Annotated in this window: 12 protein-coding genes; 3 read left to right on the top strand and 9 right to left on the bottom strand. The window is 64.5% G+C overall.

What is annotated here, in order from left to right; all coding sequences use genetic code 11:
- Window positions 1-717: 717 nt before the first annotated feature.
- The 4 genes from BDOA9_RS13385 to BDOA9_RS13370 all read right to left on the bottom strand — a co-directional run bounded on the left by BDOA9_RS13385 (window position 718) and on the right by BDOA9_RS13370 (window position 4,988).
- Window positions 718-2,364, bottom strand: a complete 1,647-nt coding sequence (locus BDOA9_RS13385) for a GMC family oxidoreductase (protein ID WP_025034447.1) — start codon at window positions 2,362-2,364, stop codon at window positions 718-720.
- Between the two features lie 16 nt (window positions 2,365-2,380).
- Window positions 2,381-2,974: a GNAT family N-acetyltransferase gene (locus tag BDOA9_RS13380; RefSeq protein ID WP_025034446.1), complete on the bottom strand. Its 594-nt coding sequence runs from the start codon at window positions 2,972-2,974 to the stop codon at window positions 2,381-2,383.
- Between the two features lie 117 nt (window positions 2,975-3,091).
- The gene (locus BDOA9_RS13375; protein ID WP_025034445.1) at window positions 3,092-4,018 is read right to left on the bottom strand and encodes an SMP-30/gluconolactonase/LRE family protein; all 927 of its coding nucleotides are present in this window, start codon (window positions 4,016-4,018) and stop codon (window positions 3,092-3,094) included.
- Between the two features lie 136 nt (window positions 4,019-4,154).
- Window positions 4,155-4,988, bottom strand: a complete 834-nt coding sequence (locus tag BDOA9_RS13370; protein ID WP_025034444.1) for an AraC family transcriptional regulator — start codon at window positions 4,986-4,988, stop codon at window positions 4,155-4,157.
- Between the two features lie 173 nt (window positions 4,989-5,161).
- Here BDOA9_RS13370 and BDOA9_RS13365 point away from each other — a divergent pair, with 173 nt between their 5' ends.
- Complete coding sequence (locus BDOA9_RS13365; protein WP_025034443.1) at window positions 5,162-6,265, top strand: mandelate racemase/muconate lactonizing enzyme family protein; 1,104 nt, start codon at window positions 5,162-5,164, stop codon at window positions 6,263-6,265.
- 9 nt (window positions 6,266-6,274) lie between these two features.
- Here BDOA9_RS13365 and BDOA9_RS13360 read toward each other — a convergent pair whose 3' ends face one another.
- Window positions 6,275-6,631 carry a hypothetical protein gene (locus tag BDOA9_RS13360; protein WP_025034442.1) on the bottom strand — a complete coding sequence of 119 codons (357 nt, stop codon included), beginning with the start codon at window positions 6,629-6,631 and terminating at the stop codon, window positions 6,275-6,277.
- Window positions 6,632-6,814: 183 nt separating this feature from the next.
- Here BDOA9_RS13360 and BDOA9_RS13355 point away from each other — a divergent pair, with 183 nt between their 5' ends.
- Window positions 6,815-7,039 (top strand): hypothetical protein, encoded by a 225-nt coding sequence (locus BDOA9_RS13355; RefSeq protein ID WP_024339451.1) that lies wholly within the window; start codon window positions 6,815-6,817, stop codon window positions 7,037-7,039.
- A 280-nt stretch (window positions 7,040-7,319) separates the two neighbouring features.
- Here the strand turns inward: BDOA9_RS13355 and BDOA9_RS13350 are convergent, their stop codons facing one another.
- Window positions 7,320-7,976: a glutathione S-transferase family protein gene (locus tag BDOA9_RS13350; RefSeq protein ID WP_025034441.1), complete on the bottom strand. Its 657-nt coding sequence runs from the start codon at window positions 7,974-7,976 to the stop codon at window positions 7,320-7,322.
- A gap of 157 nt (window positions 7,977-8,133) precedes the next feature.
- Here BDOA9_RS13350 and BDOA9_RS13345 point away from each other — a divergent pair, with 157 nt between their 5' ends.
- Window positions 8,134-9,357: a polyhydroxyalkanoate depolymerase gene (locus BDOA9_RS13345; protein ID WP_025034440.1), complete on the top strand. Its 1,224-nt coding sequence runs from the start codon at window positions 8,134-8,136 to the stop codon at window positions 9,355-9,357.
- A gap of 39 nt (window positions 9,358-9,396) precedes the next feature.
- Here the strand turns inward: BDOA9_RS13345 and BDOA9_RS13340 are convergent, their stop codons facing one another.
- From BDOA9_RS13340 to BDOA9_RS13330, 3 genes are all read right to left on the bottom strand, one after another.
- Complete coding sequence (locus BDOA9_RS13340; protein ID WP_025034439.1) at window positions 9,397-10,884, bottom strand: metallophosphoesterase family protein; 1,488 nt, start codon at window positions 10,882-10,884, stop codon at window positions 9,397-9,399.
- 424 nt (window positions 10,885-11,308) lie between these two features.
- Window positions 11,309-13,090, bottom strand: a complete 1,782-nt coding sequence (locus BDOA9_RS13335) for an ABC transporter ATP-binding protein (protein ID WP_244521582.1) — start codon at window positions 13,088-13,090, stop codon at window positions 11,309-11,311.
- 269 nt (window positions 13,091-13,359) lie between these two features.
- Complete coding sequence (locus tag BDOA9_RS13330; protein WP_025034437.1) at window positions 13,360-14,286, bottom strand: 2-hydroxyacid dehydrogenase; 927 nt, start codon at window positions 14,284-14,286, stop codon at window positions 13,360-13,362.
- Window positions 14,287-14,288 lie beyond the last annotated feature (2 nt).

Below are 14,288 nucleotides of genomic sequence, written 5' to 3'. Positions count from 1 at the left end.
AAGAGGGCGCAGGGAAGACCGGGTGCCGACGGGCACCCGCGGTCTGCTGCGCGAAAAGCACACGCAGAGAAACCGCACAGCAGCATACAGGTGTCGCCGAACACTCGGCCTTCCCTGCGCGATGGTCGGACGGCTTATGCCGCGCTCTCCCGGGAGCCGAATTCCTTCTGGCCTCCCTCGCCCCGCGAATTGACGATGCCGTCTGCCCGGTTGGGCTCGCGCACATCTCCGCAAGCAGCTTGACCGTAGCAACGACGGCCAGGACCACACGGTTTTGCCGTACGCACGGTCCGCCATTCACCTGCAGTATTCCCGACCCTGTCGCCGGAGCCGGAAACTTACAGACGAGACGAACCTAGCAGCGCCGCCCGTCCGCACGAAGCCTCGGGCTCACAGGGACTACCCGCCCTGCCCGCGCCTCTCGCGCACGACGCTGCCGCGTCCACCGCAACCCGGCCCGCGTTTCGAACGACTCGCGAACCGCCCCTCTTCGTGGGCCGGGCTGTTTGCGGTTATGCCGCAATTCCGAATTTCGGTAAAGTGGAATATTTTCGCGGGAGGGGATTGACGGAGCAGCGACACAGCCGGTCTCGTAGGGTGGGTTAGCGTCAGCGTAACCCACCTCTTTTGTTTCCACATCGGGAGAAGTGGTGGGTTACGCAAACGGCCGCGCTTTTGCGCGGCCGCTCGCTAACCCACCCTACGCAGTTGCGCTGCTCACGCTACCGCCGCGTCCGGAATGCTTGCGGCTTCCATCGGCTGCTTGCCGCGGATCAGGTCCGAGGCGCGGTCGGCGATCATCATCGTTGATGCATTCAAATTCGCCGAGATCATGCGCGGCATGACGGAGGCGTCGATGACGCGCAAGGCTTCGAGGCCGTGGACACGGAGCTGGTCGTCGACCACCGCCCACGTCGAGTCCGCCGGGCCCATGCGGCAGGTGCAGCCGGGGTGGAAGGTGGTGGTGCCGCGCTGGGTGGCGGCGGCCAGGAATTCGTCGTCGGTGTTGACGTTGGGGCCGGGGAAATCCTCGTAGGCGTAATAGGGCGAGAGCGGCGCACTCTTCAAGAGGCGCCGCGCGAGCTTCATGCCGCCGACGATGACGCGGCGGTCGAGCTCGGCGTCGAGATAATTGGTCTGAATGATCGGCGCCGCAAACGGATCGGATGAGCGGATCCGGACATAGCCGCGGCTCTCGGGGCGCTGCTGCCAGGAGGCCACGGTCATGCCGGGCTCGTCCTCGAGCTGGCCCTGCACGCCTTCTTTATAAGAAGCCGGCGTGAAGGTGAGCTGCAGGTCGGAGCTCTCGGCGCTCTCGCCGGAATGCCAAAAGCAATAGACCATGGTCGGCGACAGCGACAGCAGGCCGCGGCGCGCAGTGGCCCATTTCATCGCCTCGACCCAGAGACGCCAGCCGCGGCGGAGCTCGTTGATAGTCTTGATGTCCTTGACCCGCGCCACCGTGCGCGGGGCGTAGTGGTCCTGCAGGCCCTCGCCGACGGGCAGCGCGTGACGCACGGCGATGCCGTGCTGCTGCAACAGGTCGGGCGAGCCGATGCCGGAAAGCTGCAGCAGTTGCGGCGAATTATAGCTGCCGCCGGAGAGGATCACTTCCTTGTTGGCGCGCACCTCGACCGGCGTGCCGCCGCGGCCGCCCTTCATGTAGCGCACGCCGACCGCGCGCTTGCCCTCGAAGATGATCTCGGTCGCGTGCGCATGGGTATGCACATGCACGTTGGGCCGCTTCATCGCCGGCTTGAGGAACGCGGTGGCGCCGGAGACGCGCAGGCCGTTGTTGATGGTGCGCTGGCAGTAGGAGACGCCTTCCTGGGTCTTGCCATTGTAATCGGGATTGCGGGGAATGCCGAGCGAGACCGCGCCTTCCATGAACGCCTCGCAGAGCGGATCGCGCCAGTTCATGGTGGTGACGATGAGGTTGCCGTCGCGGCCGCGATAGGTGTCCTCGCCCTCCCCGACCCGCTTCTCCAGCCGCCGGAAGTAAGGCAGCACGTCGGCATAGCCCCAGCCGCGATTGCCCATCTGCGCCCAGGTGTCGAAATCCATGCGCTGGCCGCGATTGTAGATGTGGCCGTTGATCGAGGACGAGCCGCCGAGCGTCTTGCCGCGCGGCGCGTAGATGCTGCGCCCGCCGGTCCAGGGCCCCGGCTCCTGCTGATAGGCCCAGTTGATGCTCTTCATGTGGAAGGTCTTGATGAAGCCCGCCGGCAGATGGATGTAGGGGTGCCAGTCGGAAGGGCCCGCCTCGAGCACGCAGACACTGGTGTTGGGATCCTCGCTGAGCCGGCTGGTGAGCACGCAACCGGCGGAGCCCGCGCCGACGATCACATAGTCAAATCTATCCATGGTCCCTCGGCCGCCCCTAGCGCGGCTTGTCGTTGAGTTGGAATTCCAGATGCGCCTGCACCGTCGGCCATTCGGCGGCGGTGATGCTGTAAACGACGGTATCGCGCAACGTTCCGTTCGGCGCGATCTGGTGGCTGCGCAGGATACCGTCCTGCTTGGCGCCCAGGCGCTCGATGGCACGGCGGCTCTGGTGGTTGAAGAAGTGCGTGCGGAACTCGACCGCGATGCAGTTCAGCGTCTCGAAGGCATGGCGCAGCAGCAGCAGCTTGCACTGGGTGTTGAGGGGGCCGCGCTGCGCGCTCTTGCCGTACCAGGTCGAGCCGATCTCGACGCGGCGGTTGGCGGCATCGATGTTCATGTAGGTGGTCATGCCGACGATGGTGCCGCCGGCGTCGAACACGGTGAACGGCAGCATCGAGCCGGCAGCCTGCAGGCCTAAGCGGCGGTCGATCTCCTTGCCCATGTTCTCCGGCAGCGGGATCGCGGTGTACCACAGCTTCGACAGCTCGCCGTCCTTGACGGCCTCGACCAGCCCCTCGCGATGATCATGCGACAGCGGCTCGAGACGGGCGTGCTGCCCACGCAGGGTGATGGGATCGGGCCAGGGCATTGAAGTCTCTCTCCGTTGTCATTGCGGGGAGCGAAGCGACGAAGCAATCCAGACTGTCACCGCGGACGCATTCCTGGATTGCTTCGCTTCGCTCGCAATGACGGTCACTAGCACCGTTTACGTGTTTAGGAAATTGAGCGGCAATCCGCCGCGCGGCCAGTCCATCGCGATCAGCTCGCCCTTGCCGGACAGCGTGATATAGGCGGTCTTCAGCTCGGGGCCGCCGAAGGCGATGTTGGTGGTGACGCGGTCGCCGGTCGGGACCTGTTCCACCAGGGTGCCGTCGGGCGCGATCACCGAGATGCACCCCGAGACGAGCGTGGCGACACAGACATTGCCGCCAGCTTCCACCGCGAGCGAGTCGAACATCTGGTAGCCGCCGAGGCCGCAGATCGGCTTGCCGCGCTCGCCGCGATAGATCGGATCGCGCGGCTTGAGCGCGCCCGGCGCCGAGAGCTCATAGGCCCAGAGCCGCCCGGTCGGGGTCTCCGCGATGTAGACAATATTCTCGTCCGGCGACAGGCCGATGCCGTTTGCCGGCAAGATGCCGTGCACGACCTCCACGATCTCGCTCATGCCGGGCTTGAGGTAATACATGCCGCCGACGTCCATCTCGCGCGCGCGGCGCTTGCCGAGATCGGAGAACCAGAGCCCGCCGTGCCTGTCGAAGACGAGGTCGTTCGGCCCGCGCAGATCGTGCGCGCCGCATTTGCTCACGACGGTCTCGACCTTGCCGGTTTGCAGGTCGACGCGCTGGATCGCGCCGCCGAGATAATCGTCCGGCTGCGGGCCCGGCATGATCATCTTGCCGGCCGGAATCCAGGAGAAGCCGCCGTTGTTGCAGATGTAGATTTTGCCGTCGGGTCCGAGCGCGGCGCCATTCGGGCCGCCGGGAATTTTGGCCACGATCTCCTTGCGGCCGTCGGGATAAACGCGCGTCAGCCGCTGGCCGCGGATCTCCACCAGCACCACCGAGCCGTCCGGCATCACGACCGGCCCTTCGGGAAATTCGAGGTCGGTGGCGAGAACGCGGACGTTGGACATTTCGGACCCTCCCGGCTGATTGTTATGGCTTGCACGGGATCTCCGGCACGGGCCCCCGCAGGCAAGATTTGCCTGCGGTTATGGCAAAGTCACTCGGGCTTGCCAAGCAAGCGGGACGGTATGCCAGCGTTGCGTGTTACTCTGTGACCGGTATCCAGATTTCGAAGCCACCGTTGCCGGTCGCCGGATCGAATTTTTCGTCATAGCGCTCGAAGTTCGGCGCGTCCGCGGCTTCCAGGCTAGATGCGGGCAGCCATTGATTCCAGATCGTGTTTACGGTGCGGCGGATCGAGGCGACGTGGTCCTTGTGCGCGAACACCGCATAACGCTGCTCCGGAATGCGGATCCGCCCGAAGCGGCGCGGCAGGTCGGAGAAATCGGCGACCTCGACGCCGGCGATGTAGTCGAAATTGCCGGCGTCATCGCCATTGCAGCAGACGCCATAGGCGACGTTCCCGACGCGCGCGGGAATGTCGGCGACCTCCCGATTGAAGCGCTGCCATAGACCGGGGATCATGGCGCCGTTGTCGCAGGAGATGCGCTCGGCGGGACCGGCGACCAGGAAGGCCTTGGCGGTCTCGAAACGCGGTGGGGCGAGAGTATCGAGCATCGTGGAGTCCATGAGGATCGGCTCCTGAAGATTGAGGTTGCTGACGCACGCTGCCGCCCTCACCGCTTCGGGCGTGGTGCCGAACTGGTCGCGGAACGCGCGGGTGAACGCTTCGTGCGAGCCGTAATCCGCCTCCAGCGCCAGTGACAGGATGCAGGGAGCGCCCCTTGCCAGGCTGCGCGCCGCCTCACTCAGCCGCCGCGCACGCACGTAGCGCATCACCGGCAGACCGACCGCTGCGGCAAACGCACGCACGATGTGGAACCGCGACACGCCCGAGATCGCAGCGATCTCGTCGAGCGTCATCGGCTCGGCCAGATGGCTCTCGATGTACCAGAGTGCGCGCTGGGCTGGATTCATGGTGGTTCAGGCCCTCGTTCGAAGCGCGGCGATGATGCGCCGCTCGGCATCGCCCTGCTTGATCGGCATTGCTGTCCTTCGCATCAGGATAGCCGGCCAACGACCGCTGGCAACGCCCCGGTGTTCGTGGCTACACTCGTCCGAACCGCTCACGAGAAAGAGGAACCCGCGTCATGGAAATCACCGATGTGCGGGCGCACCATATCCGCATCCCCTATGATTCCGGTGTCGCGAGCTTCCGCCAGGGCGCTTCCGCCATCACGGCCCTCGACATGGTCCTCGTCGAGGTCACGACCGATGCCGGCCTGACCGGCTGGGGCGATGCCTTCGCCTATGTCTGTCCGCGCACGACGTGCAGCGCCGTCGAGGAGATGATCGCGCCGCAGGCCCGCGGGCTGAAGGTGCCCGATGCGGCCGGCATTCCAGCGGCGATGGAGCAGATCCAGCGCAATTTGCATCTGTTCGGCCGCTACGGCATCACGATGTTCGCGATCTCCGGGCTCGATATCGCGTTGTGGGACCTCGCTGCAAAGATCAAGGGCGTGCCGCTGCATCGCCTGCTGGGCACGATCAGGCGCACGGCGATTCCGGCTTACGCGAGCCTGCTCCGGATCGGCTCCCCCGATAACATCGCCGCCGAATGCCGAAAGGCGCTCGCACTCGGCTATGGCGCGATCAAGCTGCACGAGACCACGACGCCTGCGGTGCTCGCCGCGCGCGAGGCGATCGGCCCCAGCATTCCACTGATGGTCGATATGAACTGCCCGCTGTCCGGAGAGCAGGCGATCGCCTTCGCGACGACATGCCGCGATGCACAGCCGATGTTCCTGGAAGAGCCGGTCTGGCCGCCGGAAGATTTCGCCACGCTTGCCGAGGTGCGCAGCAAGAGCGGGCTCGGAATTGCCGCCGGCGAGAATGCCTGCACCGTATATCAATTCCGCCAGATGATGGAGGCGGGCGCAGTCAGCCACGCCCAGCCCTCGGTGACCAAGGTCGGCGGCATCACGGAATTCCTGAAGGTCGCAGCCTTGGCCGATCGGTCCGGCATCAAGATCGTGCCGCACTCGCCTTACTTCGGCCCGGGCCTGCTGGCGACGCTGCATTTGCTCGCGACCCGCGACGACGGACTGGTGGAGGTGTTCTATCTGAAACGCGAGGCTTGCCTCTGGGGCGGCCGTGCCGATGTCGATACAAGCGGCCATGTCGCGGTGCCCTCGGGCCCAGGGCTCGGCTACGAGCCCGATCGTGGCGTGATCGAGCGCTATCGCGTGACGTGACCGGCGCGCTTATTTCGCGGCGTCCTTCGCCGGCGGCGCGTCCTGCTTCTTCTTCAAGTCCTCGGCGGTCTTCGCCTGCGCGGCCTGGAGATCGAGAAGCGTCTTCTGCAGGCCGGCGATGGTCGTCTTCAACGCATCGATCTGGCGACCCGCCGCATCCAGCTTCTGCTGATGATCGAGGCTGAGCTTGGTGATCGTCTTCTGCAGGAAGTCGACGTTGCTCTGCAGGCAGCTGGTGCGACGCTCCATGGTCTTCTCGACCGTGCAGATCTCGATGCCGGGCACGTCCTGCGCGAGCACGGGCAGAGGCGCCAGCGCCGCGAGCAGCAACGTTGCGAAACAAATGCCGGCGTTTCGAAGCAGCATGAAGGTTCCTCGCCAGTCGATCACAGCAATGTGCGCTGTTTGCGCGCAGCCGATTGAAGCTACCACACTCGCACCGCATTCTCGCGTTGAGCTTGCGTCCGTTCCCTGGGACGGGGAACGATGATCCGCGCGCGGAAGAAGTGGGCGCTCTGTCCGCGGCTTTGTTTAGGGGAGAATATTGGAATGGCAACGCGCGATAGACGTTTGGCGGAATTCGACGGCGCCGGAGAACCACCGCCGGGCCTGCCTCTCGAAGTGCTGTGCGAGGATCACAGCGGGACATATCAACTGCCGTTCGCCTGCCGCTATGTCGAGGGACGCTGGCAAAACCACGAGGCCGGAATTGCGGTGGAAGCGACCGTGATCGGCTGGCGCCTGCCGCGCGTGAAGCAGCGCGGGGCGGCCTGAAGGCGTTCTCTGTTTCAAAATGCGACGGGGCCGCGCTCCGCTTTAACCTTCGGAACGCGGCCCGAACGAATCACGTCCGAATCAGTCGAAGCGCCCTGTCCGCATCTGTTCACGGCTAGATCTCGATGCGGCTCGTCAGGCGCGCACAATATCTGCGCAGCGGGCCGGAGCGCGGGCGCCGGTCCCCGGGTCCAAAGGTTAATTGTTGCAAAGGCATAGCGCTGCGGTCCCAGCGGGAGGGCTGCCGCCCCCGAAACAGGCAGGGCCGGGCGACGCTTGCCTAATATTCGACCTCAAGCTCCTCGATCTCGGCCGGCTCCTCCTTCGCCGCCGCGATCCATTCCTGCATCTCGGGCATGGCCATGATGGTGTCGGCGTAGGCCTTCAGCGGCGGCGCGAGCTTGACGTCGTAAGTCACGAAGCGCGTCACCACCGGCGCGTACATCGCATCCGCCATGGTGCGCTTCTCGCCGAACAGGAAGGGGCCGCCCGATTTCTCCAGGCAGTCGCGCCAGATGAACCAGACCCGGTCGATGTCGGCCTGCGCCCGCGACCAGATCTTGAAGCCGGGAAAGTGTCCCTTCAGGTTGACCGGCAGCGAGGCGCGCAGCGTGGTGAAGCCGGAATGGATTTCGCCTGAGATCGAGCGGCAATGGGCGCGCTGGACGCGATCGGCCGGCAACAGGCCGGCGTCCGGCATCGCCTCGTTGAGATATTCGGCAATGGCCAGCGTATCCCAGACCACGGCGCCCTCGTGCCGCAGGCACGGCACTAGGATCGAGGACGACAGCAGCAGGATCTCGGCCCGCGCCGACGGATCGTCCGGCGCGGTGACGATCTCCTCGAAATCGAGCCCGGAAAATTTCGTCAGTAGCCAGCCACGCAGCGACCAGGACGAGTAGTTCTTGCTGCTGATGGTCAGTGTCGCCTTCGCCATATGACCCTTTCCCTGGTCCCGACATCGGCCGGGCCTGCCCGTGGCCTGTGCTTCCACCGCATGCGCAGCAAGCGACGTGCCAGTTTTGCGCGGGGGAGCCGGTCGCCGACTGGCGTCCTTATTGCATAGCAGCACGGGACGGGATGGGCATTTCAGTATGATGTCGATGTACTATCAGGCTTTTCAGAACCACATGGACCTGACGGCGCCATGGCGCGCGGGGGCTTCGTCCGCGCTGAAATTCCTCCATCTGGTGCCTCAGGGCCATTCGGACCAGGTGGTTGGCCGGCTGTCGGCCGCGCTGGAGCTGATCTCGCGCTCCACCCTCACCTATGACCGTCCCGCCTACGGCATCGACAGCGTCATGGTGGGCAACCGCGAGGTCGCCGTCAGCGAGGAGATCGCCTACGCGACGCCGTTCGGCTCGCTGCTGCGCTTCAAGAAGCACGGCGTCGGCGAGCAGCCGCGCTTGCTGCTGGTGGCGCCGATGTCCGGGCACTTCGCCACGCTCCTGCGCGGCACCGTCAAGACGCTGCTGCAGGACCACGACGTCTACATCACCGACTGGCACAATCCGCGCGACATTCCGCGCAGCGAGGGCCGCTTCGGGCTCGACGACTACACCGAGCATCTGATCGATTTCCTCGGGCAGCTCGGTCCGCGCCCGCACATGGTGGCGATCTGCCAGCCGTCCGTCTCCGCGCTCGCGGCCGCCGCGATCATGTGCGAGGACAACCATCCCTCGCGCCCGGCGACGCTGACGCTGATGGCCGGTCCCATCGACACGCGGATCCAGCCGACCAGGGTCAACGAGTTCGCCAAGAGCAGGCCGATCGAATGGTTCGAGCGCAATCTGATCAACTACGTGCCGATGCAATGCCGCGGCGCCTTGCGGAAAGTCTATCCCGGCTTCGTGCAGCTCACCGCCTTCGTCTCGATGAATCTCGAGCGCCACATCAAGCAGCACATGGACCTCGCCAACCACATCGCCAAGGGCGAGAAGGACAAGGCCGCGACCATCAAGACCTTCTACGACGAATATTTCGCCGTGATGGATCTGCCGGCCGAGTTCTACATCGAGACCGTGCGCGACGTATTCCAGGAGCACCTCCTGCCGCAAGGCAAGCTGATGCATCGCGGCCGTCCCGTGAACACCAGGGCGGTCAGCCGCATGGGGCTGATGACGGTCGAGGGCGAGAAGGACGACATCTGCTCGATCGGCCAGACGCTGGCCGCGCAAGACCTCTGCACCGGCGTGCGCGCCTATCGCCGCGTCCACCACATGCAGGCCGGCGTCGGCCATTACGGCGTGTTCTCCGGCAAGCGCTGGAACAACGAGATCTATCCGCTGCTGCGCGATTTCGTGCACGTGAATTCGTGAGCGAGCGATTGGGGCAGAGGCCATGCCGGCGGAGGCGTTTCATCGACGGGTAATTGCATCCGGCAGCCGCGCGTACAGGTAAGTTGTTTCGGCCCTGTCTTCGAATCTCAGCTCGGCCTGGATCTCCATCGGGCCCCAATAGTGGAACGAGACGCAGAAGTTGGACGATGCGTCCGCGCTCGATATCTGTCGTTTGAATTTCGGGCCCGCCGACCACAAAACCTCCTTTGGATAATTCTTGTGGCCGGGGTGCGGCACGATCCAAGCGCGGGCTTCGTATCCTTGGCCGGGCATCAGAGATGGAAGGACTTCCACAACAGGCATGTTGCAGTTGAGCCGCTCGTACTCCTTCTTTCGCCCCGTTTCGAGCGAGTCGGGAGGCGCGGGAAAGTCAATCCGGCGCGACTGCCCAGGAAGCGGCAAACTCTCGTAAGGCGACATGACTTTGTCGTAGACGCGAAGGGTCCGCCAATTCCATTGATCCGGAGCCAGGTCACTCCCGGGGCCCCATCTATTCAAGCCGCGCGTGACAATCTGCACCCTGGATTGCAGCGCGCCCGGATTCCACTTTACCGTGATCAGATTGTAGGTGTTGGACCTCAACCCCGCCTGAGGCAGCGTCTTGCTACCAGCGGCACCGCCAGCGACGATTAACTGAGGTCGGGGTGTTGGTGTGTTAGGCGCCGTCCACGCCGGATCGGGATCGTACGAAAACACCTGCGGGAAATGCTTGTGACCGTGAAGAACGAGTTGGAAGCCATGCTCTCGAAGAAGCGTCAAGAGCGATCCCGCGTTGAGGATGGCGTCAATATCTCTGTCTGCCTCGATGAAAGACGGCAGGAGAACGGGATGATGGTGAACAACCGCAACCTTCAGCCATTCTTTGGAATCTGGAGTCTCTGAAGCCACCCGCTCCAAGCCGCGTCTTAGCGAAGCGATGGCCTTATAGTCTACCTGTCCCCTGCTCTCGTCGAAGGTGTCCCTCTCTACATAGTAGCTCGAGTTTATCTCGGCCACGAGCAGGCGGTCGTTCGGAAACGCACGAACCTGCGTGAGCTTGTCGGCGTCTTCGGCAAGAACGAATGGCCGAACCTCTGAAATCTCTCGGAAGAGCTTGTTGTAGAAATTGCAATAAGGGATGAAGCGATGTTCGGGATCGCTTTGATTGAATACGACGTCGTGATTTCCGGGCACGACAAAGACGTCTTGAAGCGTAACCTTGGTGCCCAGTATGGGATTTTTGATCAGGTTTTGGATGAACTCGTAGGCACTTTGGAATTCTTTTGGATCTGCGGTGTGAGCCAAGTCCCCTGAAACGACCAGGATCAAACGAGTGGGCTCATCGTAGTCGGATTGATTTGCCCAAATGAATTCCTTCCAGTCGGTGCTGCCGAGATCGTTTGCGATGAGTTCCCAAAGTTTGGGAATTCCAGCGTTCGCCCCTGAACCGGAATGTTGGCAGAAATGGTCGGACCCAAAATGGATGTCTGAGATGTGCAGTATGCGGACTTGAGGAAACTTGCTCATAGGTCCTCCCTATTGAAGAATCCTCCATGCCACGGCCGCGAGATCGCCGGGCGGTTGATGCTTGGCACGAATAAGACAGCCGGACAGGACCCGTTGATCTCCTGGCCGAAGCTCGATCTGACTGCTTGGGATCCCGTCGGCGTGGGTAGTTGACCAAGCTCTTGCCACGATCGTGCCCGGTCCCGCGTTTGCCACGAGCACATCCTTTGGCTCAGGGCTTTCGTACAGGATTGGATCGTGCATCGATGAAACCGGGGTTACGCCATGCCACATCGCACCCACCGTTGAAATCCGTCTCGAGTATTGAATTGGCAACGCAAAGCAATCTTATGTTGCACTACTTATAGTGCAATTAAATGCTGCGCGCTACTCGAAAAGAAGCTGAGGGACTTCGTGCAAGTCATTTGGCAGGCGAACGGTACCCTCAGCCAGACCACTCCTCGCCCCAGACCTGTACGACATGGCCGGGCGAGACCTCGCGATATTGCCGCACCGGAGGCTGGTAATCCGGCGCGCGCACCGGGCTTCTGATCTCGTCGTTGGAGGCGTTGCGCCGCGCCCGGCGGCGTGACGGGTCCGGCACCGGCACCGCGGCCATCAGCTTTTTCGTGTAGGGATGCTGCGGATTGCCGAACACGGCCGCGCGCGGGCCGATCTCGACGATCTCGCCGAGATACATCACGGCGACACGGTGGCTCATGCGCTCGACCACGGCGATGTCGTGGGAAATGAAGAGATAGGCGAGGCCCATGCTGGCCTGCAGGTCGAGCATCAAATTGACGACCTGCGCCTTGACCGAGACATCGAGCGCGGAGACCGCCTCGTCCGCAACGATCAGCTTCGGCCCGAGCGCGAGCGCGCGCGCGATGCAGATGCGCTGGCGCTGGCCGCCGGAGAATTCGTGCGGGAAGCGCGCGACCATGTCGGCGGAAAGGCCGACGCGCACGAGCAGGTCGGCGACCTTGTCGCGCGCCTGCGACGCCGTCGCGAGCCCGTTGGCGAGCAAGGGGGCAGCGATCGCCGTTCCCACCGACATGCGCGGATTGAGGCTCGCGAACGGATCCTGAAACACGATCTGCATGTGCTTGCGGACATCGCGCAGAGCCCGGCCGTTCATGGCCAGCACGTCCTGGCCGTCGATCAGGACGGTGCCGCTGTCCGGCTCCGTCAGCTTCAGGATGGAGCGGCCGGTGGTCGACTTGCCGCAGCCGGATTCGCCGACCAGGGCCAGCGTCTCGCCGGCGCGCAAGGTGAAGGAGACGTTCTCGACCGCATGGACGCGGCCCGAGACCTTGCCGAACAGGCCCGAGCGCATCGGAAAGCGCGTCGTGAGGTTCGAGACTTCGAGCAAAGGCCGCTGGGCCGGCAAGACCGTATCGGGCGTCTCGGCCGGCTCGTCCGCCGCGCCCGTCACCTTGTCGACGATCGGAAACCGCATCGGCCGCGTCCGACCGTCCATCGAGCCGAGCCGCGGAACGGCCGCGAGCAGCGCGCGCGTATAGGGATGCAGAGGCGCGGCGAAAATGCGCGGGGTAGCATCGGTCTCCACCGCCTGCCCGCCATACATCACCACGGTGCGGTCCGCGATTTCGGCGACCACGCCCATGTCGTGGGTGATGAAGAGGATCGCCATCCCCTCCTCCTGCTGAAGCTCCTTCAAGAGCTCGAGGATCTGCGCCTGGATGGTGACGTCGAGCGCGGTGGTCGGCTCGTCCGCGATCAGAAGCTTCGGCTTGCAGGCCAGCGCCATCGCGATCATCACGCGCTGGCGCATGCCGCCGGAGAAGCGATGCGGATGCTCGTGGAAGCGCGATGCCGCCGCAGGGATGCGGACGCGATCGAGCAGGCGGATGGTCTCGGCCTCCGCCGCCGCGCGCGACAGGCCGCGATGCTGGATCAGCGCCTCCGCGATCTGGAAGCCGATGGTGAGCACCGGATTGAGGCTCGTCATCGGCTCCTGGAAGATCATGGCGACGTCGTTGCCGCGGATGTCCTTCATATCAGCCTCAGGCAGCGCGAGCAGATCGCGTCCCGCCAGCATGACCCGGCCCTCGACGCGGCCGATCTCGTTTGGAACGAGCCGCATGATCGACAGCGCGGTGACGCTCTTGCCGGAGCCGGACTCGCCGACGATGGCGACGGTCTCGCGGGCCGCGATGTCGAACGAGACGTTGCGAACGACGGGAATCCATTGCCGATCGAGCATGAAGGAGGTGGTGAGGCCGGCGACCGAGAGCACGGGGGCTTCGGCGGCAATGGGTTTGGTCACGGCGCTGGTCATAGGTGGACCTCAAGGCCTGCCGCGAAGAAGGTGCGCTCCCTCCCCCGCTTGCGGGGGAGGGTTGGGGAGAGGGTGTCTCGACAACGAAGGCTCCCCCAGAGGAGAGAACCCTCACCCGGCGCTACGCGCCGACCTCTCCCGCAAGCGGGAGAGGTGAACCGCGCCTGTGGCTGCACCGGTGTTCCCATCATGCCTCAGTACCCACGCCTGCGATCGACCAGCCCCGGCAGCTCCTCGCCGCGGCGGTGACGGGCGATGACGTCGAGCACGAAATCGACGGCCGTGTCGGGCGTGGTCATGCTGGCATTGTGCGGCGTCAGCAGGATGCGCGGATGGCTCCAGAACGGGTGACCTGCCGGCAGCGGCTCGGGATCGGTGACGTCGAGCACCGCACCTGACAGCGCGCCGCTGTCGAGGGCCGCGAGGAAATCGGCCTCGACGAGATGCGGGCCGCGCCCGACATTGACGAGCCCTGCCCCGCGCGGCAGGCGCGCGAACAGCTCGGCATCGAGAATGCCGCGCGTCTGATCCGTCAGCGGCAGCAGGCAGACGAGAATGTCGGCCTGCGCCAGAAATTCCGGCAGTGCGTTCGCACCGGCGTAGCAGGTGACGCCTTCGATCGCGCGCGGCGAACGATTCCACCCAAGAAGCGGAAAGCCGAACGCCTTGAGCCGTTCCAGCACGGCCTGGCCGAGCTGGCCGAGCCCCATCACGCCGACACGCCGGCGCCTCGCCGCCGTGATCCGGATCTCGCGCCAAACCTGCTGCTTCTGCTGGCTGATGAAATCGAGGAGATCGCGATGCAGGGCAAGCACGGCCATGGTGACGTATTCGACCATGGTCTCGGCGATGCCGGGCTCCAGCATGCGGACCAGCGGGATGTGCGTCGGAACTTTCGAGGTATCGAACTGATCGACGCCCGCGCCGACGGAGAAGACCAGCTCGAGATTGGGAAAGGTCGTCGCGATATCGTCCGGCGGGACCCAGGCCACGAGATGGCGAATGTCGGCGGGATCGCCGATGTCGGGCCAGAGCCGGAACGGGATGTCGGGTGCACGCTCCGCGAAGAAGCGTGCCCACTCGGCACCGCGCACCATGTTGGCCTTGTAGAGAACCGTCATGC

Source organism: Bradyrhizobium sp. DOA9, from assembly GCF_000617845.2.
In the GTDB taxonomy this organism is placed as follows: Bacteria; Pseudomonadota; Alphaproteobacteria; order Rhizobiales; family Xanthobacteraceae; genus Bradyrhizobium.
This window is presented reverse-complemented; position numbering and strand designations above follow the sequence as displayed.

Coding starts and splice junctions, on each gene's coding strand:
- BDOA9_RS13385 (WP_025034447.1), bottom strand. CDS start 2,364: ATGGATAGATTTGACTATGTGATCGTCGGCGCGGGCTCCGCCGGTTGC.
- BDOA9_RS13380 (WP_025034446.1), bottom strand. CDS start 2,974: ATGCCCTGGCCCGATCCCATCACCCTGCGTGGGCAGCACGCCCGTCTC.
- BDOA9_RS13375 (WP_025034445.1), bottom strand. CDS start 4,018: ATGTCCAACGTCCGCGTTCTCGCCACCGACCTCGAATTTCCCGAAGGG.
- BDOA9_RS13370 (WP_025034444.1), bottom strand. CDS start 4,988: ATGAATCCAGCCCAGCGCGCACTCTGGTACATCGAGAGCCATCTGGCC.
- BDOA9_RS13365 (WP_025034443.1), top strand. CDS start 5,162: ATGGAAATCACCGATGTGCGGGCGCACCATATCCGCATCCCCTATGAT.
- BDOA9_RS13360 (WP_025034442.1), bottom strand. CDS start 6,631: ATGCTGCTTCGAAACGCCGGCATTTGTTTCGCAACGTTGCTGCTCGCG.
- BDOA9_RS13355 (WP_024339451.1), top strand. CDS start 6,815: ATGGCAACGCGCGATAGACGTTTGGCGGAATTCGACGGCGCCGGAGAA.
- BDOA9_RS13350 (WP_025034441.1), bottom strand. CDS start 7,976: ATGGCGAAGGCGACACTGACCATCAGCAGCAAGAACTACTCGTCCTGG.
- BDOA9_RS13345 (WP_025034440.1), top strand. CDS start 8,134: ATGATGTCGATGTACTATCAGGCTTTTCAGAACCACATGGACCTGACG.
- BDOA9_RS13340 (WP_025034439.1), bottom strand. CDS start 10,884: ATGAGCAAGTTTCCTCAAGTCCGCATACTGCACATCTCAGACATCCAT.
- BDOA9_RS13335 (WP_244521582.1), bottom strand. CDS start 13,090: ATGCTCGATCGGCAATGGATTCCCGTCGTTCGCAACGTCTCGTTCGAC.
- BDOA9_RS13330 (WP_025034437.1), bottom strand. CDS start 14,286: ATGACGGTTCTCTACAAGGCCAACATGGTGCGCGGTGCCGAGTGGGCA.